Raw genomic sequence first — 25,323 nt, 5'->3', positions numbered from 1 at the left:
GCGTTGTAGTCCGGCACGGTGGCGAAGCCGGCCTTCTCCTCGCCGGCATGGACCCGCCCTTCCCCGCGCAGCACGAACTCGGACAGCGCAAAGCCGCGCGGCGCGGGCGGCAGCTTCAAGGGCAAGGCGCCGGGCGCGAAGCGTGCGGACTCAGCAAGGCCCTTGACGGCCGGGCGCTCGATCCGCAGCCGGAACCATGCGGCGCGGACCGGCGCGAAGCTGGCCGTGCGCACCGGCGAGCCGGTGGCCGGCAGCAGGGCGACGTCGGTGAAGGTCCGGCCATCGTGGCTGCTCTGCAGCGTCGCCAGTGGTGGCGTCGGTGCGCCGAAGCCGTGCGAACCCAGCAGACCGACGGTGACCGAGCGCACCGTCTGCGGCGAGCTGAAGCGATACGTCACCCAACTGCCTCGGCCATCGTCCGGCTCGGGCAAGGTGATCGCATCGGCATAGAGCCCATCGATCAGAGAGGCCGGCTGCACGGCGCCTTGCGGGCTGCTCGCGTCACGAGGCACCAGCGGACGATCGCCGGGCGAGGCGGGATAGGCCAGCAGCGCGACTTCCTGCCTGAAGGTCCCGCGCTCGCCCACATCCTGGTACGGCCCGGCGGCACTCGGCGGCTCGGCCAGTCGGCCCCGGAAGCGCACGCCGCCGCGCAGCCGCGTCTCGCTCCATACGAGCTTGCGCATCGCGTCCTCGGGCTTCACCCAAGGCCCGCCGGTCGCGCTCCATCCGGGCGAGGCAGCCACGGCCATCTCCAGGCCCAGGCGCTGCGCCGTCTCCGCGCTCAGCCGGATCGACTCGTGCCACTGCGGCGAGCCGAACACCTGCCGCTGCGGCACCACCACCGGCGTGCCCATCGAGGCCTCGAAGAGCTGGAAGCCGCCGATGCCCACGCGCTGCATCCATTCGAGATCCTGGCGGATGCCGTCGGGGCTCACGTTGCCGTTCATCCAGTGCCACCAGACGCGCGGCCGGGCGCTTTGCGGCGGCGACGTGAAGCCGGCCCAGAGAGGATCCTCGCCGGCACAAGCCGTCCCCGCGCAGAGGCACAGGATCAGCAGCAGCCAGCGAGACATCATCATCAGTGCGCCGCGCTGGCCGCCGGTACCAGCTCGATCCGCGGCAGCGACCAGGCCATCCATGCGCTGAGCGCGAACAGCAGGCCCAGTCCCGGCAGCGCCGCCAGCAGCGTGGCCGGCGAATAGGTCGCGCCGGCGCGATGGACCAGCGCCGACACCAGCGCGATGGCCGCCACGGCCGCATACTGCCGCGCCGCGTTGACGACGCCCGAGGCGCCGCCGGCCTGGTCGCGCGGCACCGACTGCAGCGTCACCGCCGTCAGCGGCGGCCCGATGAAGCCGATGCCCAGGCCCAGCAGGCCCTGCGCCAGATAGCCGCGCCAGGACAGCACCAGCGCCACCGGATCGCCCAAGCCGCCGGCACAGATCATCATCATCCCGCCCATGCCCAGCGCCTGCAGCGCCAGCCCCACGAGGATGCAGCGCACGCCCAGACGCGCGAAGGCGACGCGCCCCAGCCAGGTCACGCTGGCGGTGACGGCCAGCGCGATCGGCAGGCACAGCAGCGCCATCTGCGTGGCACTGAGCCCCGCGCCGAGCTGCCAGGCGAAGGTCAGCACGAAGAGGTAGGCCGGCAGCAGGCCGGTGCACAGCAGCGAGAGGATCAGGCCCAGCCGGTAGCCCGGGTCGCGCAGCAGCCCGGGCTGCACGATCGGCCGGCCGCCGCGCGCGGCCAGACGGCAGCAGTGCCGCCACAGGCTCAGCGTCAGCAACGGCGCGGCAGCCAGCAGCGCGAACAGCGCCGGCGTCCAGCCCTGCTCCGGCCCCTGCACCAGCGGCACGGCCCAGGCGCTGGCGGCCAGCAGGCACCAGGCGGTGCCGGCGCCGTCCAGCGTCGTATTCGGTGACGGCGGATCATGCGGCAGCACGCGGCTCGCGCCCAGCAGCGCCAGCAGGCCGACCGGCAGGTTGATCAGGAAGACCGAACGCCAGCCGAGCCCGCCCACATCGGCATCGACCATCAGCCCGCCCACCACCGGCCCGAGTGCCGAGGACAGCCCGCCCAGCAGCCCGAAGATCGCGAAGGCGCGCATGCGCTCGTGCGGCGCGTACATCGCCTGCATCAGCGCCAGCACCTGCGGCACCATCAGCGCCGCGCAGGCGCCCTGCCCCACCCGCGCCAGCACCAGCGCGTCGGCGGACCCGGCCAGGCCGCAGGCGATCGACGCGAGCGTGAAGGCACCCACGCCCCACAGGAACAGCACGCGGTGCCCATAGAGATCGCCCAGCCGCCCGCCGATCACCAGCAGCACCGCGAAGGCCAGCGCGTAGCCGGCGACGATCCAGGCCATCTGCGCGGCGTCGGCGTGCAGCGCCTTGCCGATCGCCGGCAGCGCGACGTTGACGATGGTGACGTCCAGCAGGTCCATCACGAAGGCGATGGCGACCACCGCAAACGCCAGCGTGCGTTTGCGGCCCGTCAGAGCGGCGCCCATCAGGCGGCCGGTCGCGCGATGGCCGGCGTGCGGCGGCGGCCCAGCAGCAGGTTGCCCACGGCGATGGCGATGCAGGTCGCCCCGCAGGCCACGAAGGTCTGCAGCAGCCCGCCGGTCCAGCCGCGCAGCAGCGTAACCAGCAGCGGCGAGACGAACTGCCCGAGGAAGAAGGCGCTGACCCACATGCCCATGCCGCGGCCGCGGAACTCGTCGGGCAGCTCGCGCAGGCCCCAGCCGATCAGGATCGGGATGCACATGCCGGCGCCGAGCTGCTGCACGAAAGCGAAGGCCACGACGGCGTTGACATCGCGCGACAGGCCGATGCCGGCCATGCCGGTGCCCAGCAGCAGGAACAGCACGGTGAACTGCAGCACCGAGCGACGCGTGGACAAGACCTTGAACAGGATCGCGCCCAGCGGCACCGCGAAGCTGGCCACGGCGCTGTAGTTGCCGATGCGGTGCGCCTCCTTGAGCCCCAGCGCATCGAGCGCCAGCGAGAACTGCAGCGTGTAGACGAAGTACAGCGAGGCGAGCACCAGCGTGGTCCCGGCCAGGCGGACCATCAGCGCGCGCGGGAAGCGCGGCGGGATGAAGGTACCCGAGGCCGTGAAGTTCTTGGCCGGCACGCGCTCCGGCTCGAACAGGAAGAAGTACGCCGCCGCCGCGATCACCAGCGCCAGGCCGTAGACCAGGAAAGCAAAATTCCAGCCGAAGCCGGCCAGGTAGCCGCTCAGCGCCAGCAGGCCCGAGCCGCAGGCGGAGCCGACGATGCCCTGCCACATCAGCCACTTGGCGCGCTGCTCCTTGGGGAAGTAGTCACCCAGCAGCGTGTTGCCCATGGTCAGGATCACCGACTCGCCGACACCCAGCAGCAGCCGGCTGCCCAGCAGCACGTTGAAGTCCTGGACGAAGACCGGAATCATCCCGCCGATGCCGTAGACCGCCGCGAAGCCGATGGCCAGCTGCCGCCGACCGAAGCGGTCCGCCAGCCAGCCGGCGAAGGGCGACAGCAGCGCCACGCACAGGCCCGGCGCCGACAGCACCAGCGGCGCCATCGTCTGGATATTGGGCACATCGTGGAAGTGCTGCACCAGCAGCGGCACGATGGGCATCAGCGCGACGATGGCCATCATCGGCAGCAGGCTGATCGCGATGATGATGAGGCCCTGGGGGATCCCGGCCTGGCGGCTTGAGGTGTGCATGCTTCTTGTCTCCTGCTTGTTCTTCGCGTCGCGCGTTACGCGGCAATGGCGTCGCGCTCGCGGGCCAGCGCGGCCTGGATGCGCTGCATGATGTCCAGCACCGCGGCCGTGGCGGACACCGGATGCAGCGGATGTTCGGTGGCCCCGGCCAGGATGGCGACGTTGACGGCGCGGAACATCGGCACGTAGCCGGCGCCCTCGCGCGCGAACTTCAGCTCCTGCACCTCGGGCGGCGCCGGAGGCCGGCCGGTGGTGACCGTCAGCCCGCCCGGCGAGAACAGCGGCTGCTGGAAGTCGATGGCACCGCGGCTGCCGCCCAGCCAGCCGCGCGGCGGCACGAGGCAGGTGATCGAGGTCGCCAGCTGCGCCAGCGCGCCGCCGGCATAGCGCAGCGTGATCGCCTCCTCCAGGTCGACGCCATCGGGCCGCATGCAGCCGGTGACCGAGATCTCCGCCAGCTCGCCGAGGAACATCTGCGCCAGCGTGATCGTGTAGACGCCCATGTCATAGAGCGCGCCGCCGCCCAGCGCCGCATCCCAGAATCGCTTGGGGCCATCCGGCGGCACCGGGTAGCCCAGGCCCGCCTGAAGAAAGCGCGGCTCGCCGATGGCGCCCTGCGCCACCAGCTCGACCGCCTTCTGCATCGCGGGGCTGAACTTCATCCACATCGCTTCCATCAGGAAGACATGATGCGCCGCGGCGATGCGGCCGAGTTCGCGCGCCTCGTCCGCGGTCATCGTCAGCGGCTTCTCGCACAGCACATGCTTGCCTGCCCTCAGCGCCTGGCTGGCCAGCGCGAAGTGCGTGGCGTGGGGCGTGCCGATGTAGACCGCATCGATATCGGGCGAGGCGCAGAGTTGCGCGTGATCGTCGAAGGCCAGCGGCAGCTGGTGCTCCTGCGCGAAGGCATCGGCGCTGGCGCGCGAGCGGGAGCCGATGGCCACGACCTCGGCGTTGTCGCACAGGCGTAGATCGCCGACGGTGCGCTTGCCGATGCCGCCGCTGCCCACGACGGCCCAACGCACTTTTGTTCCGTTCATGCGCATGCCTGCAGCTCCCTGGAATGGCCGTACTCGCTGGCGATGTGCTCGCAGGCCCGCACTGTCAGCGCCATCGTCGTCAGCGTCGGGCCGCAGGTGCCGTTGGTGACGAAGCAGCTGCTGTCGGTCACGAACACGTTGGGCGCGTCCCAGACCTGGTTCATCGCGTTCAGCACCGAGGTCTTCGGGTCGCTGCCCATGCGGGCGCCGCCGCATTCGTGGATCGCGCCGCCGACCGCCACGCTGCGCTTGTAGGCCATGCGGAACATCAGCCGCTCGTACCACTTGGCGTTGGGCATGAAGGGGCCGTCGGAGTCGATGCCCAGCGGGCTGATCAGGAAGTCCACCGACAGCCCCGCCTCGCGCATCACCGCCTTCTGCGTCTGCACCTGGTCGCGCAGCAGCTTCAGGTCGTTGTCGCGCAGGCGCAGGTTGACGGACGGGATCGGCACGCCCAGGCGGTCGCGCCGCGAGGCCAGGCGCACGTGGTTCTCGATGTGCGGCAGGATCTCGCCGTGGCCGGTCAGGCCGAAGACCGAGTCCATGTGCGGCGGCACCATAGGCCGGCCGACGATGCCCTGCAGGTTGAAGCCGCCGGCGTAGCCCAGCTCGCCGGGGTTGCGCAGCTGGCGGAAGCGCGGGATGTAGATGCCGCCGTGGTTGTCGGACGGCGACGTGCCGTCCACCAGCTCGCCGCCCTTGAAGCCCGGCGCGGAGCCGAAGCCCAGCGTCAGCATCTGGTCCATGAAGTAGCGGCCGACCAGGCCGGAGCTGTTGCCCAGGCCGTTGGGATGCTTCTCGCCGGTCGAGTTCAGCAGCAGGCGGATGCTCTCGATCGTCGAGGCGCAGACGACGACCACCTGGGCGCGCGCCGTGCGGCGCTCGCCGCTGGCCTTGTCCATGTAGCTGACGCCGACGGCGCGGCCGGTGCGCGGGTCGGTCTCGATGCGCTCGGCCGGGGAGTTCGAGCGCAGCGTCATGTTGCCGGTGGCGGCTGCGGCGGCCAGCGGGCTGGTCGTGCGGTTGCCCTTGGCATCGACCGGCGTGGCTTCCTTGCGGACATAGCGCCAGGCCATGACCTTGGCGTCCGCCCACTTGCCTTCCACCGCGGCCTTGAACTTCTGCTCGGCCTTGCTCAAGCCCGCGGGCTTCACATAGGCGCCGGCCGGGCAGTACTCGATGCCGTCGTCATTGCCCACCATGCCGAGGAAGCGCTCCACCTTCTCGTAGTAGGGCGCGATGTCCGCGTAGCCGATCGGCCAGTCGAAGCCCTGGCCCTCATGGCTCTTGAACTTGAAGGTGTAGTCGGACATGCGCAGCCCCACCCGACCCCAGGCCAGGAAGCGCCCGCCCACCTGCTTGCCACGCAGCCAGAGGTAGAAGTCCTGCGGCGACTCGTAGGGGTTCTCCTTGTCGTTGACGAACAGGAAGGCCTTCTCGGGCGAGTAGAAGGAGGTCAGCGCCTGCTTGTGCTGGCCGGTCAGGCCGGCCTTGATGCGGGCCCAGGAGCCGATGGCGGCGAACTGGGCCTTGGCGGCCTTCTCGAACTTCTCTTCCGGCAACGGGCCGCCGGCCTCAAGCACCAGCACCTTCAGGCCGCGCTCGCTCAGTTCCTTGGCGGCGAAGCCGCCGGTGGCGCCGGAGCCGACGACGATGGCGTCGAATTGATCTTGTTTCATTACAAAAGGCCCAGCGTGCGGCGCGTCAGCGCCAGTGATTCCTTGATCGACATCGTGGGCAGGTACTCCAGCCCGATGTCGCCGCGGTAGCCGCGGCGTTCCAGCAGCGGCACGAAGCCGGACCAGTCGAGCCGGCCGGTGCCCGGCTCGTGGCGGCCTTCGAAGTCGGCCACCTGCACATGGCCTATACCCTCGATGCGGTCCGCGAAGGCCTGCTCGAAGCTTTCCCCGCTGACCGCGCCGTGATAGACGTCGGCCAGCAAGCGCAGCGCCGGGCTGTCGACCGCCTCGACGATGTCCAGGCCATGGCGCACCGTGCGCGCATACATCGGCTGGCCGCCGATCACCATGTGCACCGGCTCCAGCAGGATCGAGACGCCGCCGTCCGCCGCGATGCGCGCGGCCTCGCGCAGCACCTTGACGACGCTGGCGCGCTGCTCGGCATCAGGCACGCCAGGCAGCGTGAAGCCCGAGGCGAGCAGCATGCGCGCGCCGCCCAGCTGCTGCGCCACAGGCACCGCGTCGCGCACGCCGGCGAGCACGGTGGCATGCTCGGCCGGGTCGACCAGGCTGGCGCGCGGGTCGACGCCGAAGCTGTTCACGCGCACGCCGGTTTCGGCGCAGGCCTCGCGGATCGCCTCGAGCGGCTTGTCGCGCCAGAGCCAGATGTCCACCGCGTCGAAGCCGTCGGCCTTGGCGGCGTGGATGCGGTCGACGAGGTCGGGATGCTCGGCCTTGTAGAGCATCTCGATGCAGGGGACGAGCTTCATGATGCCGCCGCCTCCGCCATGCCGAACACCTCGCGGGTGCGCTGCAGCGAATCGACACTGGATCCGCTCGGCCGGTACTCCAAGCCGATGTCGCCGTCGTAGCCGGCGGCGCGCAGCGCGGGCAGCCAGGCGGCCCAGTCGATGCTGCCGGTGCCGGGCTCATGGCGGCCGTTCGTGTCAGCCACCTGCACATAGCCGATCAGGTGGCCGCGCTTGAGCACCTCGCGCCAGTCCTCGCCCATCACAGTCGAGTGGTAGACGTCGTAGAGCAGGCGCACGGCCGGGCTGCCCACTTCCTCGACAATGTCCAGGCCTTCCATCGCGGTGTTCATGAACATGCCGGGATGGTCGATGCGCGAGTTCAGCGGCTCGAGCCAGATCATCACGCCCGCGGCTGCAGCCAGCGACGCGGCCTTCTTCAGCAGGTAGACCATCGCCTCGCGCTGCTGCGCGTCGGTGTGACCCTGGGCGGCGGGGCCGCCGGCCAAGACGATGCCCTTGGCGCCGAGGCGCCTGACCATCGCGATCGTGCCGGTCAGCGCATCGAGGAAGTAGCCTTCACGAGCCTTGTCCACGCAGCCACAGCGCGGGCCGATGACCAGGCTCTGCAGCTGCACGCCGGTCTCCTTGAGCGCGCGTTCGACAGCGTCGATATCGACCTTGTCCCAGAGGTGGAACTCCACCCGATCCAGGCCCGCGGCGGCGGCGGCGCGGATGCGCTCGGGCATCGCGCCGGCCTCATTGAACATGTAGAGGTCTTCGATGACGGCGGAGAGCTTCATGACCTGGCTCCCGCAACGTGGCGATCAAGGATGCGCCGCGACAGCGCCTGGTGCTTGGCCACCATGTCGAAGGCATCGACATTGCGCATGTAGAGGTGGCCCTCCCATTCGCTGGACATGAAGCCCTCGTAGCCGCCGTCGTGGAAGACCGGCAGCAACTCGTCGTAGGGGATCGAGGTCTCGTTGCCGTCGGTGTCGAAGTCGTAGAACTTGCCGTGCACATGGACCACCTGGCCCATGATCTCCTTCCAGGCCGCGGCCTCGCCGGGGCTCAGGATGTTGAACATCACCGACAGCGCACTGACGTCGGCCGGGTCGGCGCGCAAAGGCTCCACGCGGCGGGCGAACTCCTGGCGCTTCCAGCCGGCATCCTTCGGCAGATGCCAGACCTCCAGCGCGAGCTGGATCAGGTGCTCGGGCAGCTCCTGCGCGCGCAGGTTGGCGATGTAGGTGGCGGGGAGGTCGCGGGCCGAGCAGCCGAAGTCGGGCACGAAGCCCAGCAGCGGCGAGTTGGCCTTCGCATAGGCCTCGCGGTAGGCCATCACCGGCGGTGAGTTCGGGTTCAGCGGCGCGTGGACCTCGGGGCCCATCTTGATGCCGTGCTTCTCGGCCAGCGGCAGCAGCCGGACCAGCACCTCGGCCGGCGCCGCGAACTGGCAGCGCACGACCGGGAAGCCCAGCTTGGCCGCCGCCTCGATCTGCGGCACGTGGTAGGCCACGGCCTCGTCCACGCTCATCATCGTGCCGCGGCGGATCGCCATGTCGGCGTTGATCGACAGGCAGCTCGGCGTCAGCTGGTGCTGCGCCATCAGGTCCTTGAAGCGGGCGGCGAAGTCATCGCTGACGACCGGGAAGCCACGGATGCTGGAGAAGCCGATCAGCTCCAGCCCCGGGCCCAGGCCGCGGCGCGCCACCTCGGCGACCAGGCCTTCGAAGTCATAGCGGCGCTCGTGCCACTCGTTGGTGAAGCTGTACAGCGTGCTGCCCAGCTTGAAGCCCTTCTTCGGCTTGTTATCCATGGTTGCGAACTCCTTGCAGCACGGCGTTGCCGCGCGTCACCCAGGTGAGCATCGGGATGTAGGGCGGGAAGAGGTGCAGCGTCAGCGTCACCTCGTGCGGCGCGGCCGAGAGCGGCTGGTCCATCGGCACCAGCAGCTTGATCGAGTCCTGCACGAACCACCAGGCAGCGACCTGCTCCGGCAGCTCGGCCAGCGTGTAGCGCCGGCCCTCGTGCTCGACCGTGGCGCCGTCCAGCGGCACGCGCTGGCCGTCGACCAGCAGCTCGCTGGGCATCACCACCGACAGCGGCAGCGAGCGGTACCAGGGCAGGCGCACGTCGAGCGACAGGCCTTCCGCTGTCACGCGCGAATCCTCGGGCGTCAGCAGCACGTCGCTGAAGTTGTTCTTGAAGAAGCGAGCCATGTCGGTGCCTCCTCAAGCCGCCAGCGTCAGGACCTTGGCATCGCGCGTGGTCGGCACGAAGGGCAGGTAGGACACGCGCAGGCGCTCGGCCAGCTCGATGCGGTGCTCGCCCGGCGTCAGGCCGCCCGGGCGCTGCACGATCACGCGGGCCTTCTCACCGAAGTTCCACTTCTCGTCGTAGCAGGTTTCCATCTCGGCGAGCGACCAGCTGCGGCCGCGCAGCTCCAGCCGCACCGCCTCGCGCGGCACGGCCTCGCCGTCCACGCTGACCGCGATGTCCTCGACCATCGACAGGCCGAGGCCGCGGTAGTAGGGCAGCCGCGCCAGCAGCGCGAAGCCGGTGGCCTGGCCGTTCTTGTCGAGGACGTTCTCGAAGCCCTCGGTGCAGATCATGTGCTTGTCCATCATGATGGTGTTCTCCTTGGTCTTCGGGGTTCAGGCGCGCAGGCCGGCGGGGATGGCTTCGTCGAGCAGGCGGCACAGCATGCGGTGCTGGCGCTTGACCTGTTCGACCGACTGCACGGGCTCGGCGTCCTCCACCCAGCGGTTGCCCTCGTACTCGGAGCAGATGTAGCCCTGGTAGCCGCCCTGCTTCAGCACGGCGACGATCTCGTCGTAGGGGATCGAGGGCTCGATGTCGTCCGCCGTCATCTCGTAGAACTTGCCGTGGATGTTGTGGATGCGGTGCATGAAGTCCAGCATCCGCTTGGGCTCGAAGGCGGCGTTGTGGCGCAGCGTCTCGGCCATCGCCAGCGCCGGGCCGGTGCCGCCCATCTCGCGCACGTCGTTGATCACGTACTCGCTGAGCACGCGGTCTTCATAGGCCTTCTCGATGTGATCGGCGATCGCCGGCGACACGCCGTTGCGGATGAAGCGCGCCTTCCACACGCGCGGGAAGCGGTGCAGGAACATGCCCATGTCCGGCAGGAAGCCCAGTGCCTTGGAGCCCGACTTCTCGTAGGCCTCCGCGTGGCGGATGATCCAGGGATGGTCGAAGTGCAGCGGCGCATGCACCTCCAGCAGGATGGTGATGCCCTTGTCCTCCGCGTAGCCGGCGCAGGCCACCAGCACCTCCGGCGCGATGGACACCAGCGAGCGGATGAACTTCATGCCCAGGCGGGCGCCGAAGTCGATGTCCTTCTTGACGCTGGCGACCTGCTCGTCGAAGCCCATCACGCGGCCCTTGTAGCGCTTGTAGTCGAGCATGAAGTCATGGCTGACCGGCACGGTGCCGTACTCGCGCATCAGCTCGTGCCAGTGCGCCACGTCGGCATCGGCCACGCCGGCCTCGGGCCAGCCCCAGAAGGTCTGCTCGCCGACGATCTCGATGCCCATCGCGCCGATCTCGGCGCACGTGCGGATGCAGTCGGCCAGCTTCATCGTGCCGAGGAAGGTGTCGTTCTGGAAGCTGTAGAGGCTGACGCCTCGCTTGATCTGGTGTTGTTGACCCATGATGGTCTTCTCCATGAATGTGTTGATGGCTGCTCAGGGCAGCTTGGTCCAGCGGCCGCCCAGTCGGGACGAGCGCTGCACCGCCTCGATGAACTGCACGCCGCGCAGTCCGTCATCGATGGTGGGGAAGTGGCAGGCCTTCTCCGGCTTGCGCCCGCCTCGGCGGGCAGCGCGCAGGTGCTGCGCCACTTCGGTGTAGATCGTGGCGAAGGCTTCGAGATAGCCCTCGGGGTGGCCTGCCGGGATGCGCGTGACCCGGGCCCCCGCGTCGCCGAATGCGGCTCCTGCGCGTTGAAGCAATTGAGTAGGCTGGCCCAGCGGCGTGAACTGCAGCTGGTTGGGACTTTCCTGGCGCCAGACCAGGCCGCCCTTGGAACCGTAGACCCGCAGTTGCAGGTCATTCAGATGGCCGGGCGCGACCTGGCTGGCCCAGATCGCGCCGCGCGCGCCGTTGGCGTAGCGCAGCAGCACCTGGGCGTTGTCGTCGATCGCGCGGCCGGGTACGAAGCTGCTCAGCTCGGCGCAGAGCTGGGCCAGCGGCTGGCAGGTCACGTAGTCGGCCAGGTGCCAGGCGTGCGAGCCGATGTCGCCGATCGCGCCGCCACCGGCCTGGGCCGGGTCGGTGCGCCAGGCGGCCTGCTTCTGCCCGCTCTGCTCCAGCGGCTCGGCCAGCCAGTCCTGCGGGTACTCGGCCTGCACGACGCGGATCTCGCCGAGCTTGCCGGCCCGCACCATCTCCCGCGCCACCCGCACCATCGGATAGGCGCTGTAGTTGTGCGTGACGGCGAAGACCAGGCCCTGCTTCTTCGCCAGCGCGGCCAGGGCCTTGGCATCGGCGCTGCGGGTGGTGACCGGCTTGTCGCAGATCACATGGATGCCGGCCCTCAGGAAGGCGGTGGCGACCGGCGCATGCAGGTGGTTGGGCGTGACGATGGCGACGGCCTCGATGCCGTCGTCCCGCGCCGCTTCGGCTTCGGCCATCTGCTGGTAGCTGTCGTAGGTCCGCGCCGGGTCCAGGCCTAAGGCCGATCCCGAGCGGCGTGCCTTTTCCGGCGTGGACGACAGCGCGCCGGCGACCAACTCGTACTCGTCGTCCAGCCGCGCGGCGATGCGATGCACGCCGCCGATGAAGGCGCCCTCGCCGCCGCCGACCATGCCGAGGCGGATGCGTGCAGGCTTGGCGTTAGGCGTCGCCATCTCAGCCCACCCCCAGCATGCGGCGCAGCACCGCCGGATCCGTGGCGCCACCGGCGAAATCGTCGAAGGCCTTCTCGGTCACGCGGATGATGTGATCGCGGATGAACGGCGCCCCTTCGGCCGCCCCCTGCTCCGGATGCTTCAGGCAGCACTCCCACTCCAGCACCGCCCAGCCGCCATAGTCCTTCGCCGTCAGCTTGCTGAAGATGGCCTTGAAGTCCACCTGTCCGTCGCCCAGCGAGCGGAAGCGGCCGGGTCGGTCCACCCAGTCCTGGTAGCCGCCGTACACACCGCTGCGCCCGTCGGGCCGGAACTCGGCGTCCTTCACATGGAAGGCGCGGATGCGCTCGTGGTAGTGGTCGATGAAGCGCAGGTAGTCGAGCTGCTGCAGCACGAAGTGGCTGGGGTCGTAGAGGATGTTGGCGCGGGGATGGTTCTTCACCGTGCCGAGGAAGCGTTCGAAGGTGGCACCGTCGTGCAGGTCCTCGCCGGGATGGATCTCGTAGCAGATGTCCACGCCCGCCTCGTCGAAGGCATCGAGCAGCGGCGTCCAGCGCCGGCCCAGTTCCTCGAAGGCCTCTTCCACCAGCCCGGCCGGCCGCTGCGGCCAGGGGTACATGAAGGGCCAGGCCAGCGCGCCGGAGAAGGTGGCGTGCGCCGCCAGGCCCAGGCGCCGGCTGGCCTGGGCGGCCCAGCGCAGCTGCTGCTCGGCCCACTCGCGCCGCGCGGCGGGACGGCCCCGCACCGCCTCCGGCGCGAAGGCGTCGAAAGCCGTGTCATAGGCCGGATGCACCGCGATCAACTGCCCCTGCAGATGCGTGGACAGCTCGGTGATCTGCAGGCCCAGGTCCTTCAACTGGCCCGTCAGCTCGTCGCAATAGGTCTGGCTGGTGGCGGCGCGTTCGAGATCGAACAGCCGCGCATCCCAGCTGGGGATCTGCACGCCCACGTAGCCGAGGCCGGCCGCCCAGCGGCCGATGCTGTCCAGGCTGTTGAACGGGGCCTGGTCGCCGGCGAACTGCGCCAGGAAGATGCCGGGGCCGCGAATGGTCTTCATCACCGGGCTCCGATCAGAACTTGGCGTCCATCTGGACACCGACCAGGCGCATCGCCGAGGAGTCGAAGAACTGCCACATGCCGCCGGTCTGGAACGGCGTCGGGAACAGGTCGCGCGGCGTGCGGTTGCGGCCCAGGTTGCGGCCGAACAGCGAGACGCTCCAGTTCTTCGCCGATTGCAGGCTCAGCCGCGCATTGGTGCTCCAGCCCGAGGGGATCACGAAGCTCTTGTCCGCCGATGGGTACAGCGACATCTCCGAGCGGTAGGTGGCATCGGCCCCCAGCGCCAGGTCGTAGTTCTCGCTGAGGCCCCAGGTGTACTCGGCCGACAACGTCACCTTGGTCTTGGCCGAGCGGGTGAGCTGCGTGCCGCCGAGGTCGGTGCCGTCCGCCGCCAGGTAACCGGCTGGATACTTGGCCGGATTCCAGATGCCACTGAGGTTCAGCGTCAGGCCGTCCATCGGGCGGCCGAAGATGTCCACCTCGATGCCCTTGGTGATCACCTCGGGCACGTTGGCCGGCACGCAGTCGATGCCCGAACCCGCGGCATTCGGCTTGCAGGACTGGCCCTGGTAATCCTTCACCTTGGTGTAGAAGATGTCGGCGTTGATGGCCAGGCGGTTGCCGAAGGCGGAGGTCTTCACGCCCAGCTCCAGGCTGGTCGGGATCTCGGGCTTCACCGCGAACATCGCGCCCGGCGCGGCATCGGCGATCTGCGGGCCCTTGTAGCCGCTGGCCAGCGTCAGGTAGCCCATCGTGTTCTTGGCGAAGTCGTTCTGCACGCCCAGGCGGTACGAGAACTTGGTGGCCTTGGTGGAGAGCTGGCCGGACGTGGGCGTGAGGCTCTCGTCGGTGACATCCTCATCCACATTGCTGTGCGTGATGCGTGCGCCGGCGATCAGGCGCGTCGCGGGGGACAGGTGATAGGTAGCCTGGCCGAAGGCGGCCACGTCCGAGCTCTTGACGGTGGCGTACTGGCTGTAGGTATTCACGAAGGTGCCGCCGCCGAAATCGGCGGAGAACAGGTTGGGCTTGAACCAGTCGAGCTGGTACTGCTGGTAGAACAGGCCGGCCACGTACTCGAGCTTCTCGCCCTGGCCGTTGGCGATGCGCAGTTCCTGGGTGAACTGCTTGCGGTTGAAGTCCTGGAAGCTGTTGCGACCGCCGGACATGATCGCAAAGATCGGAATGCAGTCGTAGAAGTGGCAGTTGCCGTTGCCGAAATACTGCTCGGTGATCGCGGTCGGGATGCCGACGACGTTGGAGCGGTTCTCGGTCTTGTTGCCGCGCAGCGAGGTGATCGAGGTCAGCGTGTGCGAGCCGATGTCCCAGTCGAACTGGGCCGAGAGGCCGGTGTCGCGCGAGTTGGTGTTGCTGTCCACCGTGTCTCCGCAGGTGCTGAAGTTCGAGTCGCTGGCGGTCACGCCGCAGGCCTTCAGCGCATTGGCAAGCGCCGAGCCGGCCGGTGCCACGCGGTAGGTCAGGTAGTCGCCGTTGAGCTTCTTGACCTGGTTGTAGTCGGCGATCAGGTTCAGCGTCAGGTCTTCGCTGATGCGGTTCAGGTAGCGCAGGCGCACGCCGTTGTCGGTGCCGCTGCTCTCGCTGCCGTTGTAGGTATTGAAGCGCAGGCCCTCGTTCCGGTCGGTGTGCAGCGAGATGCGCATCGCCGAGTTCTCGCTGAGCGGCAGGTTGATCGCGCCGCGCAGCACCTGGCGGCCGTACTCGGAACCGAGCTGGCCCGAGGAGAACTCGGTGCTGACCTCGCCGGAGAGCTTCTTCGTGCTGGGTGCCTTGGTCGTCAGGCTGATCACGCCAGCCGACACGGAATTGCCGAACAGCGTGCCCTGCGGTCCCTTCAGGATCTCGACGCGCTCGATGTCGAAGATGCTGTTGATATTGGTGTTGCCCATCACCACGCCGTCCAGCACCACGCCGACCGAGCCCTGGGCCGAGTTGCCGAAGGAGTTGGTGCCGATGCCGCGCACATAACCGCCACCGCCCACGGACGAATCCGGCGCGCCGAACTCCAGCGACGCGCTCATCTTGGACAGGTCGGTCAGCGAGGACACGCCCTGGCGCTCCAGCTGCTCGGCCGGGATCAGCGTCACCGAGACGGGCACCTCCTGCACCTTCTCCTTGCGCTTCTGCGCGGTGACGACGACGGTCTCCAGCGTCTGGCCCTGCGCCTTGGTGTCGGCCTCCTGGGCCGTTGCCTGCGCGGACACGCTCAGCAGGCCGCAGCCCGTCATGAGGATCGCAAGAGGAGTCGCCAGCGGCGACGGCTTGTTGATGAATCGGTTCATGTCTTGTCTCCAGCCTTTTGTGTTTGCCAGGCCGCATTTGTAGTCGTGATCAGCTATCGGCGCGGTGGATCCTTTGAATAGCTGGGATCACTGGTTTTGATATCAGGCAAACTTCAAAACGCTTACCCTCCGCATCCATGAACTCGATGACAAGATTTCCATGAAACTCGCCACCTTGAGAGACGGACGGCTGGTGCTGGTCTCGCGCGACCTGCGCCTGGCCATCGATGCAGAAGGACCGCAGGGCATGCTCGACCTGCTGCGCAACTGGGCTCGTTTTGCACCCGCGTTGCAGGATCGATACAGCGCCCTGAACGCGGGCGCGCTGCAGGCCTTCGCCTTCGACCCGGCGCAGGCCGCTGCGCCGCTGCCGCGGCCCAGCCAGTGGCTGGACGGCTCGGTGTTCGAGAACCACGGCCGCCTGATGGAGCGCGCCTTCAACAGCCCGCCGGCGGACTACACCCAGTACCCGATGGTCTACCAGGGCAATGCCGACGACATCATTGCCGCGACCGACGATGTGCGCGTGCCCTCCGAGAGCGACGGCATGGACATCGAGGGCGAGCTGGGCGTGCTGCTGGACGAAACACCGCTGGGCACGCGCCGCGCCGACGCGCTGGCACATATCCGGCTTCTCGTACTCATCAACGACGTGAGCCTGCGCGCCCACGCGCCGCGCGAGATGAAGACCGGCTTCGGCTGGATCCGCGCCAAGCCGTCGACCGCGCTCTCGCCGGTGGCGGTGACCCCCGATGAACTGGGCGATGCCTGGCATGACGGCCGCTGCGCGCTGGATCTGCACTGCCATCTGAACGGCGAGTGGTTCGGCCAGCCCAATGGCCGCGAGGCGACCTTCGGCTTCGACCAGCTGATCGAGTACGTCGCCTACTCGCGCCCGCTGCGCGCGGGCACGCTGATCGGCTCGGGCACCTTCTCGAATGCGGACCGCGCGGCGGGCTCGACCTGCATCTCCGAGCGCCGCGCGATCGAGATGATCGACCACGGCCAACCGACCACACCCTTCATGCGCTTCGGCGACCGGGTGCGGTTGGAGATGTTCGATGCCGGAGGCCATTCAATCTTCGGCGCCATCGACCAGCGCTACCTCGCGACTTGAGAGAACGACGGGCGGCAGCGGCGGCGCCGGCGCGCCGAGATCGGCATCCATCGCCGCCACCGCCTCGTGCAGCAGGCCGCGGAGCCAGACGAGGCCCGGGTCCATGCTGCGGTACTTGTGCCACTGCACCGCCTGGCGCATCGGCGGCACGTCCACCGGCACCGGCTGGATCGCCACCGGATAGTGGCGGCTGGCTTCGTTGGCCAGCCGCCGGTGCACGGTGGCGATGCGGTCGGTGCCGATCACCAGGCGCGAGGTGGCGACGAAGCTGGTGGTCTGGATCTCCACGCGGCGCTGGATGCCGCGGCGCTGCATGAACATCTCCTCGTAGGACTTGTGCTCGCGGCCGGTCGTGACGATCACATGGCCGGCGGCGCAGTAGGCATCGAGATCCACGCGCTCATGCGCCCAGCGGCTGCCCTGCCAGGTGACGCAGCAGAAGCTCTCGGTAAACAGCAGCTCGGTCGGATGCTCGGGCGAGCAATAGCCCTCGGGAATGATCAGCACGTCGATCTCGCCCTGCTCCAGCGCCTGGTGCGGATGGCTGGCCTGCGGCAGCAGCTCGAAGCTGACGCCCGGCGCCTGCCGCCAGGCCCGCTCGATCAGGTAGGGAATCAGCGTCGCCGTCGTGTAGTCGGAGACGAAGAACTTGAAGCAGCGGTCGCTGCTGGCCGGGTCGAACTCGGGCAGCGTGGCGATGGTCGTGTTGACGCGGGCCAGCACGTCCTTCACCGCCTCGCGCAGCGATTCGGCGCGCGGCGTCAGGTCCATGCGCCGGCCGACCGGCACCAGCAGCTCGTCCTCGAAGTAGTCGCGCAGCCGCGCCAGCGCATTGCTCATCGCCGACTGGCTCAGGTGCATGCGCTCGGCGGCTCGGCTGATGTTGCGCTCTTCGAGCATCGCGTCCAGCGCGACGAGCAGGTTCAGGTCCAGCTTCTTGAATCGCATGGCCGAGGTCTCCAGTCACTTGCGGGTGCGGCGTGTCGGCTTGGCACGGCGAGGCGTGAACAGCAGGAAGGCGAGCATCATGTCGGCCAGGTCGTCGAGGATCTGGGTCCAGTCGCCTTCGCCGCTCGGCGCCGCGCTGTCCAGGCCCAGGTAGCGGGCCTGGGCGGCGAACACGGTGGCCAGCGCCGCCTCGGCCGCGCGCTCGGGCTCGGGGTGGGCGATCTGGTCCTTCAGGTCGACGACCAGGCGGATCAGCGCGCCGTGATGCTGCGCGTAGAAGGCCTTGCCGGCGGCCTGGATCACCGGGTCCAGCGGCGCGCGGTTCATGAAGGCGCGCAGCGGGCCGGCGTTCTGGCGCAAGCGCTCGCCGAGGCCCTTCACCAGCGCCGGCACGACCAGCGCCAGCTCCGGCGGGCCGCTACGGATCTGCTCGATCAGAGCCCCGTACTCCTCGGCGCTGCGCTCGAAGAAGATCACCTGCGCCGCGCGCAGCAACTCCTCCTTGCCCTTGACGCGGCCGTAGATCGAGCCGATCGAGGCCTCGGCCCGCTGGCTGATCTCGGCCAGCGTCAGCTGCTCGTAGCTGCGCTCGCCGAGCAGCGACAGCGTCGCCTCGATCACCCGCTCGAAGGACTCGCGGCTGCGGGCCTGCTTGGGCGAGCGCGCGTGCTGGACGGAATCTGGCATGGAAGCCTGTCTCCAATCAAAATTAGAATTCTTATTCTGATTTTGAAGCTAACGCCGCCCCACGACGTACAGGGTTTGTACTCAGTCCCTCAAGCGTTCATCGAAGATCGCCACCGCGCGCGTCCAGCCCGCCGAGCCGCCGCGGACCTTGTGCGGGAAGCAGCTGATCACGAAGCCGTCGCCCGGCAGCGCCTCCAGGTTGTGCAGCTTCTCCAGGTGGCAGTAGCCGATGTCGCGGCCGGCCTTGTGGCCTTCCCAGATCAGCGCCTTGTTGCCGGTCTCGGCGATCTTCTTCGCGGTGAAGGAGAAGGGCGCGTCCCAGCTCCAGGCGTCGGTGCCGGTCAGGCGCACGCCGCGCTCCAGCAGGTACATCGTCGCCTCGTAGCCCATGCCGCAGCCGGCCTGCAGATAGTCCTTGTGGCCGTAGCGGCTGCCGGCGCGGGTGTTGACGACGACGATGTCCAGCGGGCGCAGCGTGTGGCCGATGCGCTTCAGCTCGGCGGCCACGTCCTTCGCGGTAGCCACATAGCCGTCCTCGAAGTGCCGGAAGTCCAGCTTCACGCCGGGCTGGAAGCACCATTCCAGCGGCACCTGGTCGATCGTGATCGAGGGCCGGCTGCCGCCGTTCTTCGCATCCATCGTGGAATGGAAGTGGTAGGGCGCGTCGAGATGCGTGCCGCTGTGGGTGGTCATCGTCACCCACTCGGCGGCGGCGGCCTCGCCGTCGGGGTAGTCCGCGGCCGTGGTGCCGGGGATCAGGTGGGTGAACTCGGCGACGGTGTCCTTGTGGGTCTGGTAGGTGATCTTCGGCGCCAGCGGCGGCGGATCGGACAGGACTTCGTTCTCGAGGTAGATGGACAGGTCGATCAGGCGGCGGGTCATGGCGGTCCTCCCGATCAGATGGGCTGAGCCAGCGCCATCAGCGTCTCGCGCATGATGCGGCCGTGCTCGTCCTTGTCGCCACCGGCGATCTCGATCTCGCCGAGGCGGGCGGAGTTCTTCACCACCATGCAGCAACGTTCCCAGCGGCGCTTCTGGAACTTCTCAAGCGCCTCGGGGACGCTCGCGGCGCGATCGAGTTCCTCGGCGATCACGATCGCGTCCTCGATGCCGATGCCGGCGCCCGAGGCCATGTGCGGCGTCGTGGCATGGACCGTGTCGCCGATCAGCAGCACCCTTCCCTTCGCCCAGGGCTGCGGCATCAGCAACTGCTCCAGCGGCCGGTAGACGATCTGCGAGTGCTCGCCGAGCTGCGCGCGCACGCTCTGCATCAGCGGCGCGGGGAACGGCGCCAGCAGCTCGGCCAGCATCTGCGGCCACAGTTTCGGATCGATGAACGAGTGGGTCGGGCGGTCCTCGGTGACGAAGAGGTACATCTCGCTCTGCGACACCGGGTTCACGCCGGTCTTCACCTTCGGCCCCAGCCACATCATCGTGCGCTGCACCTCGGCCGGCCGCGGCAGCACCGCGCGCCAGACGCCCTGCCCGCTGTAGGCCGGCTTCGGCGCCTCGGGGAACAGCGTCTCGCGGACCTTGGAGTAGAGGCCGTCCGCGCCGATCACCAGGTCGTAGCGGCGCTTCATCCCGTCGGTGAAGGTCACGTCGACGCCGTCGGCATCCTGCGTTATGTCCGTGAAGGTGCAGCCCAGGCGCACCGCCGTGCCCGAGGCGCGCGTGGCCTCGGCCAGGATCTTCGCCAGCACCGGCCGCATGATGCCGCCGCCGCCGGGAACATCGGGCCCGGCCAGGCGCGGCGTGGGCAGTTGCCCGATCTGCAGGCCGTGCGGCAGGAACAGGTCGACGCCGTCGCCGCAGAAGCCCTCACGCAGGAAGGCGTCCATCACGCCGATCTGCTTGAACGCGCGCAGCGCCGCGCCGCCGATGCTGATGCCGGCGCCGTAGGAGCGCCAGCCCGGGTCGATCTCGACCAGGTCCACATGCGCGCCGATCTTGCGGAGCTGGATCGCGGCGGCCATGCCGGAGAAGCCGCCGCCGATGATCAGGATGTTCTTGCTCATGTTCTTGTCTCCTCGGGGTTCATCAAGTAAACGTCGCCGCTGGTGTCGACGCGCAGCGGCATGGCATGCAGGGACTGCCCGAGACACGGCCCCAGCGTGCACCGGCCCGTTTCGATGTCGAACTGCGCGCCGTGGGCATGGCAGACGATGGCCGTGCCCGCGGCGTTCAGGTACTCGTCCTTGCGCCAGGCCATCGGGGTGCCGCCGTGGTGCGGGCAGGCGTCAAGCCAGGCGTGGAGGCGGCTGCCGCGGCGAACGATGAGGACGCTGTCCTGCCCGCGTCTCGCGGGGTCGAAGCCGCGCGACCGGCCGTCCGGCAATTCGTCGAGATGGCACAGGCGCATGTCGATCACTGCGGCTTGCCGCCCGGCGCCCACTTGTCGCGGTGCTGGAACAGGAAGAGCTGCGAGGCATCGGCGCCCATCGCGGCCTCGCGGGCCACCCAGCGCTCGTCGTGCAGGTCCATGTCGGCGTCGTACTCGACATGGCAGCCCAGCGGGCTGTTGAAGTACCAGAACCAGTTGGAACCGAACTTGTGTCGGCCCGGGCCCCAGAACGACTGATAGCCCTTGGCGACGAAGCGCGTGCCGGCCTGCATCACCTCGGTCGGACCGCCCAGGTGGAAGGTGAAATGCTCGACGCCCTTCAGGAACGGCGGCGTCTGAATCATGAACAGCGTGTGGTGGTCGGCCGTGCCGGCGGGGCGCAGGAAGGGGCCCACGCCCTGGAAGCGGTCGGTGCAGGTGAAGCCCAGGCGCTTGACGTAGAAGGCCTCGGCCGCCGCCGCGTCGGGCACGAAGTAGACGACGTGCGAGAGCGAGCGCGGCGCGATCACCGCCGCCTCGTCCACCGCCGCCACATTGACGGCCCGCTGCGGCGCCGCACCCGGCGCGTTGATCGCCTCTGCAGCCAGGCTCAGCGGCTTGCGCACCGTCACCTGGAAGGCCAGCGCGAAGCCCATGTCGTCGCGGCTGTGGATCGCGCCGTCGGCGCTGCGGTGGACCTCGCGGTCCTTCATCAGCTCGGCGGCGATAGCCTCCAGCGTCGCCGCGTCGGCCACGCCGTAGACGGTCTCGCGCAGCATGCTGGCGGTGCCCAGGCCCGGCGGCAGCGCGGGGTCGTCCTTGTGGGCGATGACGATGGCCGTGCCGTCCAGCGCCTCGAAGCGGCCGCCGGCCGCCGTGACGCCGACCGGGCGCAGGCCGTAGTCGGTGAGGTAGCGCGCGCAGGCGGCGACGTCGTCGACGCCGAAGAGCAGCGCGTCGGGTCCGATGATGTTCATGGCGTGGTTCTTCCTGTTGTCTCAGAGTGAGGTGCGGCCGCCCAGGGTCTCGGCGACCCAGTCCGCGATATAGGCGCCGGCATTGGCCGAGTTGTCGAAGCTGCTGTGCTGGACGCCGCCCTCGCGGGCGGTGAACACCTTCAGCTCGCGCTTCGGGCTGTTGACGAGTTGCTCATAGGTGCGCTCGGCCCACTTCAGCGGGATCTGCGAGTCCTTCTCTCCATGGGTGACGAGGAAGGGCACGCGGATGCGGTCGAGCACGCCGTCGAGGTGAACCTGCTCAGCGATGCTCATGAATTCATCCATGTCCTTCGCGCCCCAGACCCAGCGCACGTGCTCCCAGTAGTGCGGCACCGGGAAGCTGCCTTCCTTCTCGAGGCGGCGCTTCTGCACCTCGCGCCAGTCGTGGTTGGCGCCCCAGACGACGCCGCAGGCGAAGCGCGGCTCGAAGGCCACCGCGCGCGGGCAGTAGTAGCCGCCCAGCGAGACGCCTTCCAGGCCGATGCGGCGGGCGTCGACCTCGGGCCGGGTCTCCAGCCAGTCGACCACCTTGCTGGCCCACACTTCCGAGTTGTAGACCGCCGTCATGCCGTGCAGGCGCAGCGCCTCGCCGGTGCCCGGCTGGTCGATGATCAGCGAGGACACGCCGCGCTGGGCCAGCCACTTCGGCAGGCCGACGCGGTATTTCATTTCCTTGGTCGAGTCCAGGCCGTTGACCTGCACCAGCAGCGGTGCGGGACCCGAGACGCCCTCGGCGCGGACGTAGAGCCCGGCGATGTGCGCATCGCCGTACGGAATCTCCACCCGCTCGCAGTTCTCGCCGGACAGCGCCAGGCCCTGGTTGAAGACCTGCTGGAAGCGCTGGTACAGCTCGGCGCGGCCGGGCGAGCCGTGACCCTGCATGCGCTCGGCGGTGAGCAGGTAGATGGCGGCGCGGCTGAGCTTGTCGCCGGCCGAGATCAGGCGGCCGCGCGCCTCGTCCTCGGCGGCCAGTTCGCAGAGCTGCTCGCCCATGCGCACCCAGGTCTCGCGGAAGGCCTTGACGCCGGCCGCGTCGGGCGCCTTCGAGGCCTCCTGCAGCGGCGCGCACATGGCCTCGATCTCGCCGATGCGGGCGCCCATCTCGATGGCCAGGTCGACCGACAGGTTCCAGACGTAGTTGCTGGGGAAGTAGCGAAACATCGAACGGCTTTCCTGAAGTGATGGCTGGGCAGGTTAGCCACGCGCCTCCGCTCGAAGAAATGGATCTTCTGAATCGGACCTATCCGCCGAATCGATCGCTTGCGGCGGGAGGTATTGACGCGATCGATGCGGGTGATTGATGCAAAGGATTTCAGCCGCGGGGCCCTGCATCCATAAGCTGCGCAGCCATGCAAAAGGAAAGCCTCCCTCCCATCCACCGGGTCGTCACCGGCCATGACGCGCAAGGCCGCGCCGTCGTCGCCAGCGACGGGTCGCTGCCCACGGTCGTGGAGATCGCCGCCATCCCGGGCACGACCTTCCACGAGGTCTGGGCCACATCCGCCACGCCGGCGCCGGTCGACAACGACGAGGATCCGACACTCGGGCCCTTGAGCCTGCCGCCGCCGCCGAACGGCACGCGCATCCGCTTCGTCGACATCCCGCCCGACACGCCCGAGTTCCTCGCGCAAGGCGCCGCGACGATGCACGAGGCCTTCAGCCAGATCGGCGATGCCGCGGCCTCGACGGTGCAGGCTTCATCGCCTCACCCGCTGATGCACCGCACCGACACCGTGGACTACGGCGTCGTGATCGACGGCGAGCTGACGCTGGTGCTCGACAACGGCGAGGTGCAGCTCAAGCCCGGCAGCGTCGTCGTGCAGCGCGGCACGAATCACGCCTGGGCGAATCGATCCGGCCAGCCCTGCCGCATGCTGTTCGTGCTGGTCGATGGACGCCGCTGAACTCTTCAAGCTGGCCGGCAAGGTCGCGCTGGTCACCGGGGCCACCGGCGGGCTGGGCCGGGCGATTGCGCAGGCGATGGCCGCGCAGGGGGCGTGCGTGATCGCGTCGGACCTGGACGCCGTCGCTTGCCAGGCGCTCGCGGACGAGCTGTCTCTGGCCTACGGACCCGGCCACCTCGCACTGGCCGCCGACCTCGCGCAGCGCGGACAGGCCGACAAGCTCGCCGAGGCCTGCGGCGCCGTCGACATCCTGGTCTGCAATGCCGGCCTGCAAGGCCCGGCGGGACCGATCGGCGAACGCAGCGACGCGGACTGGGAGCGGGTCTTCGACGTCAACCTGCGCAGTGCCTCGCAACTCGCCGCCCGCCTGGCGCCAGGAATGGCCGAACGCGGCGCGGGCAGCATCATCCTGATGAGCAGCATCGCCGGCCTGCGCGGCAACCGGGCGATCGGCCTCTATGGCCTCAGCAAGGCAGCGTTGGCGCAACTGGCCCGCAACCTGGCCGTCGAATGGGGCCCGCAGGGCGTGCGTGCCAATGCGATCGCGCCCGGGCTGATCGAGACGCCGTTCGCCGCCGGGCTGATCGGCGACGACGCCTTCATGCAGCGCCGCCTCGCGATGACGCCGCTGCGCCGCGTGGGCCAGCCGCATGAAGTCGCTGCCGTGGCCGTGCTGCTGGCCTCGCCGGGCGGCGCCTTCATCACCGGCCAGACGCTGGTGGTGGACGGCGGCACGCTCATTTCGGACGGCGGTTGAAGAAAAAATGCACATCCTGATCACCGGCGCCGCCGGCTTCGTGGGGGCAGGTCTTGCCTCTCGCCTGCAATCGACCGGCCAACTGAATGGCGCGGCCATCACGCGGCTGAGCCTGGTCGATCGGCAATTCGACGCCGCACCATCGAATCCGCTAACGCGCAGGTTCAGCGGCGATTTCGCCGATCCCGGCCTCCTGGACGCCGTCCTGGCCACGCCGGTGGACCTCGCCTTCCATCTGGCCAGCGTGCCGGGCGGCCTCGCCGAGCGGGACTACGAACTCGGGCGGCAAGTGAACCTCCTCGCCACGCTGGCCCTGGCCGGGCGCCTCGCCGCGCAGGCGGCACCCAAGGCGCGCCTGGTCTTCGCCAGCTCGGTGGCGGTGTACGGCGAGATGGGCAGCGCGCCGCTGCATGAGAGCACCCTGCCCCGGCCCGTCACCAGCTACGGCACGCACAAGCTGATGGCCGAGCTGATGCTGGCCGACCTGAGCCGCCGCGGCATGCTGGACGCCCGCAGCCTGCGCCTGCCCGGCATCGTGGCGCGGCCGCCGGCCGAGAGCGGCCATGGCTCGGCCTTCATGAGCCTGGTCTTCCATCGCCTCGCGCGGGGCGAGCCCTATGCCTGCCCGGTCGGCGCGGACGCCAGCTGCTGGTGGATGTCGCTGAACTGCTGCCTGGACAACCTGCTGCATGCCGCCAGCCTGGACGACCAGGCGCTCCCGCCCGGCCGCGTCTTCCAGTTGCCGGTGTTGCGGCTGGCGATGTCGGAGCTCGTCCAGGCCTTGGGCAAGCGCTTCGGCACAGCCGGGCTGACTTACCGGCCGGACCCACGGATCGAGGCGCTGTTCGGCCGGCAGCCGGCGCTCGAAACGCCATCGGCCCTGGCAGCCGGCTTCCTGGCCGACGCCGACGCGGACGCGCTGATCACCGAGGCCCTGAACCGCATGGAGCACGCATGAATTTCGCGCAGAGCAAACCCGAGTCGTCCCGGCTGACCGGTTTCGGCGTGGTGGTCGCCATCCACGTCATCATCATCTACGGCCTCGCCAGCGGCCTGGCCCGCAAGGCGATGGAAAAGATGGTCGGCCCGATCGGGACCCGCGTGATCGAGGAGAAGGTCAAGCCGCCCCCGCCGCCGGAGAAGGTCGTGCCGCCGCCGCCCGACATCAAGG

Annotated in this window: 25 protein-coding genes and 1 pseudogene; 5 read left to right on the top strand and 21 right to left on the bottom strand. The window is 69.1% G+C overall.

Annotated elements, in window-relative coordinates; genetic code table 11:
* From B0W88_RS15115 to B0W88_RS15050, 14 genes are all read right to left on the bottom strand, one after another.
* Positions 1-1,076, bottom strand: a 1,076-nt coding sequence (locus B0W88_RS15115; protein ID WP_255378653.1) for a glycosyl hydrolase, incomplete at its 3' end; no start/stop codon positions are given.
* A gap of 5 nt (positions 1,077-1,081) precedes the next feature.
* Positions 1,082-2,515 carry an MFS transporter gene (locus tag B0W88_RS15110; RefSeq protein ID WP_077035474.1) on the bottom strand — a complete coding sequence of 478 codons (1,434 nt, stop codon included), beginning with the start codon at positions 2,513-2,515 and terminating at the stop codon, positions 1,082-1,084.
* On the bottom strand, positions 2,515-3,717 hold the full coding sequence (locus tag B0W88_RS15105) for an MFS transporter (RefSeq protein ID WP_077035473.1): 1,203 nt from the start codon (positions 3,715-3,717) through the stop codon (positions 2,515-2,517). Before B0W88_RS15105 ends, B0W88_RS15110 begins: the two co-directional genes overlap by 1 nt.
* Positions 3,718-3,752: 35 nt before the next feature.
* A complete protein-coding gene (locus tag B0W88_RS15100; RefSeq protein WP_077035472.1) occupies positions 3,753-4,757 on the bottom strand; it encodes a Gfo/Idh/MocA family protein in 1,005 nt (334 codons plus the stop codon).
* Positions 4,754-6,436: an FAD-dependent oxidoreductase gene (locus B0W88_RS15095; RefSeq protein ID WP_077035471.1), complete on the bottom strand. Its 1,683-nt coding sequence runs from the start codon at positions 6,434-6,436 to the stop codon at positions 4,754-4,756. The genes B0W88_RS15100 and B0W88_RS15095 overlap by 4 nt, the downstream gene beginning before the upstream one ends.
* Positions 6,436-7,206, bottom strand: coding sequence for a TIM barrel protein (locus B0W88_RS15090; protein ID WP_077035470.1), 771 nt, complete (start codon positions 7,204-7,206; stop codon positions 6,436-6,438). Before B0W88_RS15090 ends, B0W88_RS15095 begins: the two co-directional genes overlap by 1 nt.
* A complete protein-coding gene (locus tag B0W88_RS15085; protein ID WP_077035469.1) occupies positions 7,203-7,988 on the bottom strand; it encodes a TIM barrel protein in 786 nt (261 codons plus the stop codon). Before B0W88_RS15085 ends, B0W88_RS15090 begins: the two co-directional genes overlap by 4 nt.
* The gene (locus B0W88_RS15080; RefSeq protein WP_077035468.1) at positions 7,985-9,007 is read right to left on the bottom strand and encodes a sugar phosphate isomerase/epimerase; all 1,023 of its coding nucleotides are present in this window, start codon (positions 9,005-9,007) and stop codon (positions 7,985-7,987) included. The genes B0W88_RS15085 and B0W88_RS15080 overlap by 4 nt, the downstream gene beginning before the upstream one ends.
* Positions 9,000-9,410 (bottom strand): DUF6379 domain-containing protein, encoded by a 411-nt coding sequence (locus B0W88_RS15075; protein WP_083748801.1) that lies wholly within the window; start codon positions 9,408-9,410, stop codon positions 9,000-9,002. Before B0W88_RS15075 ends, B0W88_RS15080 begins: the two co-directional genes overlap by 8 nt.
* A gap of 12 nt (positions 9,411-9,422) precedes the next feature.
* Positions 9,423-9,818 (bottom strand): DUF6379 domain-containing protein, encoded by a 396-nt coding sequence (locus B0W88_RS15070; protein ID WP_077035467.1) that lies wholly within the window; start codon positions 9,816-9,818, stop codon positions 9,423-9,425.
* A gap of 27 nt (positions 9,819-9,845) precedes the next feature.
* A complete protein-coding gene (locus B0W88_RS15065) occupies positions 9,846-10,862 on the bottom strand; it encodes a sugar phosphate isomerase/epimerase (protein WP_077035476.1) in 1,017 nt (338 codons plus the stop codon).
* A 33-nt stretch (positions 10,863-10,895) separates the two neighbouring features.
* Positions 10,896-12,059 (bottom strand): Gfo/Idh/MocA family protein, encoded by a 1,164-nt coding sequence (locus B0W88_RS15060; RefSeq protein ID WP_077035466.1) that lies wholly within the window; start codon positions 12,057-12,059, stop codon positions 10,896-10,898.
* A 1-nt stretch (position 12,060) separates the two neighbouring features.
* Positions 12,061-13,116, bottom strand: coding sequence for a sugar phosphate isomerase/epimerase (locus tag B0W88_RS15055; RefSeq protein WP_077035465.1), 1,056 nt, complete (start codon positions 13,114-13,116; stop codon positions 12,061-12,063).
* Between the two features lie 13 nt (positions 13,117-13,129).
* Complete coding sequence (locus B0W88_RS15050) at positions 13,130-15,418, bottom strand: TonB-dependent receptor (RefSeq protein WP_077035464.1); 2,289 nt, start codon at positions 15,416-15,418, stop codon at positions 13,130-13,132.
* A gap of 160 nt (positions 15,419-15,578) precedes the next feature.
* On the opposite strand from B0W88_RS15050, the gene B0W88_RS15045 reads away from it, so the two are divergent.
* Complete coding sequence (locus tag B0W88_RS15045; RefSeq protein ID WP_077035463.1) at positions 15,579-16,535, top strand: fumarylacetoacetate hydrolase family protein; 957 nt, start codon at positions 15,579-15,581, stop codon at positions 16,533-16,535.
* On the opposite strand, the gene B0W88_RS15040 is transcribed toward B0W88_RS15045, so the two are convergent.
* The 7 genes from B0W88_RS15040 to B0W88_RS15010 form a co-directional block, all read right to left on the bottom strand.
* Entirely contained in the window at positions 16,494-17,483 is a 990-nt protein-coding gene (locus B0W88_RS15040) for a LysR family transcriptional regulator (RefSeq protein ID WP_077035462.1), read from the bottom strand. The genes B0W88_RS15045 and B0W88_RS15040 overlap by 42 nt on opposite strands.
* A 15-nt stretch (positions 17,484-17,498) precedes the next feature.
* The gene (locus B0W88_RS15035) at positions 17,499-18,170 is read right to left on the bottom strand and encodes a TetR/AcrR family transcriptional regulator (RefSeq protein WP_077035461.1); all 672 of its coding nucleotides are present in this window, start codon (positions 18,168-18,170) and stop codon (positions 17,499-17,501) included.
* A gap of 81 nt (positions 18,171-18,251) precedes the next feature.
* Positions 18,252-19,052 carry a cyclase family protein gene (locus B0W88_RS15030; protein ID WP_077035460.1) on the bottom strand — a complete coding sequence of 267 codons (801 nt, stop codon included), beginning with the start codon at positions 19,050-19,052 and terminating at the stop codon, positions 18,252-18,254.
* Positions 19,053-19,066: 14 nt separating this feature from the next.
* Complete coding sequence (locus tag B0W88_RS15025) at positions 19,067-20,188, bottom strand: FAD-dependent oxidoreductase (RefSeq protein ID WP_077035459.1); 1,122 nt, start codon at positions 20,186-20,188, stop codon at positions 19,067-19,069.
* Positions 20,185-20,532 (bottom strand): Rieske 2Fe-2S domain-containing protein, encoded by a 348-nt coding sequence (locus B0W88_RS15020; protein WP_077035475.1) that lies wholly within the window; start codon positions 20,530-20,532, stop codon positions 20,185-20,187. Before B0W88_RS15020 ends, B0W88_RS15025 begins: the two co-directional genes overlap by 4 nt.
* Positions 20,533-20,537: 5 nt before the next feature.
* The gene (locus B0W88_RS15015; protein ID WP_077035458.1) at positions 20,538-21,470 is read right to left on the bottom strand and encodes a VOC family protein; all 933 of its coding nucleotides are present in this window, start codon (positions 21,468-21,470) and stop codon (positions 20,538-20,540) included.
* 21 nt (positions 21,471-21,491) lie between these two features.
* Positions 21,492-22,652 (bottom strand): S9 family peptidase, encoded by a 1,161-nt coding sequence (locus B0W88_RS15010; protein WP_077035457.1) that lies wholly within the window; start codon positions 22,650-22,652, stop codon positions 21,492-21,494.
* 188 nt (positions 22,653-22,840) lie between these two features.
* On the opposite strand from B0W88_RS15010, the gene B0W88_RS15005 reads away from it, so the two are divergent.
* The 4 genes and pseudogenes from B0W88_RS15005 to B0W88_RS14990 all read left to right on the top strand — a co-directional run.
* A complete protein-coding gene (locus B0W88_RS15005; protein WP_077035456.1) occupies positions 22,841-23,395 on the top strand; it encodes a cupin domain-containing protein in 555 nt (184 codons plus the stop codon).
* Complete coding sequence (locus B0W88_RS15000; RefSeq protein WP_077035455.1) at positions 23,382-24,152, top strand: SDR family NAD(P)-dependent oxidoreductase; 771 nt, start codon at positions 23,382-23,384, stop codon at positions 24,150-24,152. The genes B0W88_RS15005 and B0W88_RS15000 overlap by 14 nt, the downstream gene beginning before the upstream one ends.
* Before the next feature lie 7 nt (positions 24,153-24,159).
* The gene (locus B0W88_RS14995; protein WP_077035454.1) at positions 24,160-25,110 is read left to right on the top strand and encodes an NAD-dependent epimerase/dehydratase family protein; all 951 of its coding nucleotides are present in this window, start codon (positions 24,160-24,162) and stop codon (positions 25,108-25,110) included.
* Positions 25,107-25,323 (top strand): annotated as a pseudogene (locus tag B0W88_RS14990) (energy transducer TonB); the annotation flags it as partial. The gene B0W88_RS14995 and the pseudogene B0W88_RS14990, both read left to right, overlap by 4 nt.

The sequence above is a fragment of the Pelomonas sp. KK5 genome (assembly GCF_001984095.1).
In the GTDB taxonomy this organism is placed as follows: domain Bacteria; phylum Pseudomonadota; class Gammaproteobacteria; order Burkholderiales; family Burkholderiaceae_C; genus KK5.
The sequence above is the reverse complement of the archived record's forward strand: the minus strand, read 5'-3'. Positions and strand labels throughout refer to the sequence as shown.

Coding starts and splice junctions, on each gene's coding strand:
- B0W88_RS15080 (WP_077035468.1), bottom strand. CDS start 9,007: ATGGATAACAAGCCGAAGAAGGGCTTCAAGCTGGGCAGCACGCTGTAC.
- B0W88_RS15095 (WP_077035471.1), bottom strand. CDS start 6,436: ATGAAACAAGATCAATTCGACGCCATCGTCGTCGGCTCCGGCGCCACC.
- B0W88_RS15105 (WP_077035473.1), bottom strand. CDS start 3,717: ATGCACACCTCAAGCCGCCAGGCCGGGATCCCCCAGGGCCTCATCATC.
- B0W88_RS15090 (WP_077035470.1), bottom strand. CDS start 7,206: ATGAAGCTCGTCCCCTGCATCGAGATGCTCTACAAGGCCGAGCATCCC.
- B0W88_RS15010 (WP_077035457.1), bottom strand. CDS start 22,652: ATGTTTCGCTACTTCCCCAGCAACTACGTCTGGAACCTGTCGGTCGAC.
- B0W88_RS15075 (WP_083748801.1), bottom strand. CDS start 9,410: ATGGCTCGCTTCTTCAAGAACAACTTCAGCGACGTGCTGCTGACGCCC.
- B0W88_RS15100 (WP_077035472.1), bottom strand. CDS start 4,757: ATGAACGGAACAAAAGTGCGTTGGGCCGTCGTGGGCAGCGGCGGCATC.
- B0W88_RS15085 (WP_077035469.1), bottom strand. CDS start 7,988: ATGAAGCTCTCCGCCGTCATCGAAGACCTCTACATGTTCAATGAGGCC.
- B0W88_RS15110 (WP_077035474.1), bottom strand. CDS start 2,515: ATGGGCGCCGCTCTGACGGGCCGCAAACGCACGCTGGCGTTTGCGGTG.
- B0W88_RS15065 (WP_077035476.1), bottom strand. CDS start 10,862: ATGGGTCAACAACACCAGATCAAGCGAGGCGTCAGCCTCTACAGCTTC.
- B0W88_RS14995 (WP_077035454.1), top strand. CDS start 24,160: ATGCACATCCTGATCACCGGCGCCGCCGGCTTCGTGGGGGCAGGTCTT.
- B0W88_RS15020 (WP_077035475.1), bottom strand. CDS start 20,532: ATGCGCCTGTGCCATCTCGACGAATTGCCGGACGGCCGGTCGCGCGGC.
- B0W88_RS15000 (WP_077035455.1), top strand. CDS start 23,382: ATGGACGCCGCTGAACTCTTCAAGCTGGCCGGCAAGGTCGCGCTGGTC.
- B0W88_RS15060 (WP_077035466.1), bottom strand. CDS start 12,059: ATGGCGACGCCTAACGCCAAGCCTGCACGCATCCGCCTCGGCATGGTC.
- B0W88_RS15030 (WP_077035460.1), bottom strand. CDS start 19,052: ATGACCCGCCGCCTGATCGACCTGTCCATCTACCTCGAGAACGAAGTC.
- B0W88_RS15040 (WP_077035462.1), bottom strand. CDS start 17,483: ATGCGATTCAAGAAGCTGGACCTGAACCTGCTCGTCGCGCTGGACGCG.
- B0W88_RS15005 (WP_077035456.1), top strand. CDS start 22,841: ATGCAAAAGGAAAGCCTCCCTCCCATCCACCGGGTCGTCACCGGCCAT.
- B0W88_RS15015 (WP_077035458.1), bottom strand. CDS start 21,470: ATGAACATCATCGGACCCGACGCGCTGCTCTTCGGCGTCGACGACGTC.
- B0W88_RS15055 (WP_077035465.1), bottom strand. CDS start 13,116: ATGAAGACCATTCGCGGCCCCGGCATCTTCCTGGCGCAGTTCGCCGGC.
- B0W88_RS15070 (WP_077035467.1), bottom strand. CDS start 9,818: ATGATGGACAAGCACATGATCTGCACCGAGGGCTTCGAGAACGTCCTC.
- B0W88_RS15025 (WP_077035459.1), bottom strand. CDS start 20,188: ATGAGCAAGAACATCCTGATCATCGGCGGCGGCTTCTCCGGCATGGCC.
- B0W88_RS15050 (WP_077035464.1), bottom strand. CDS start 15,418: ATGAACCGATTCATCAACAAGCCGTCGCCGCTGGCGACTCCTCTTGCG.
- B0W88_RS15045 (WP_077035463.1), top strand. CDS start 15,579: ATGAAACTCGCCACCTTGAGAGACGGACGGCTGGTGCTGGTCTCGCGC.
- B0W88_RS15035 (WP_077035461.1), bottom strand. CDS start 18,170: ATGCCAGATTCCGTCCAGCACGCGCGCTCGCCCAAGCAGGCCCGCAGC.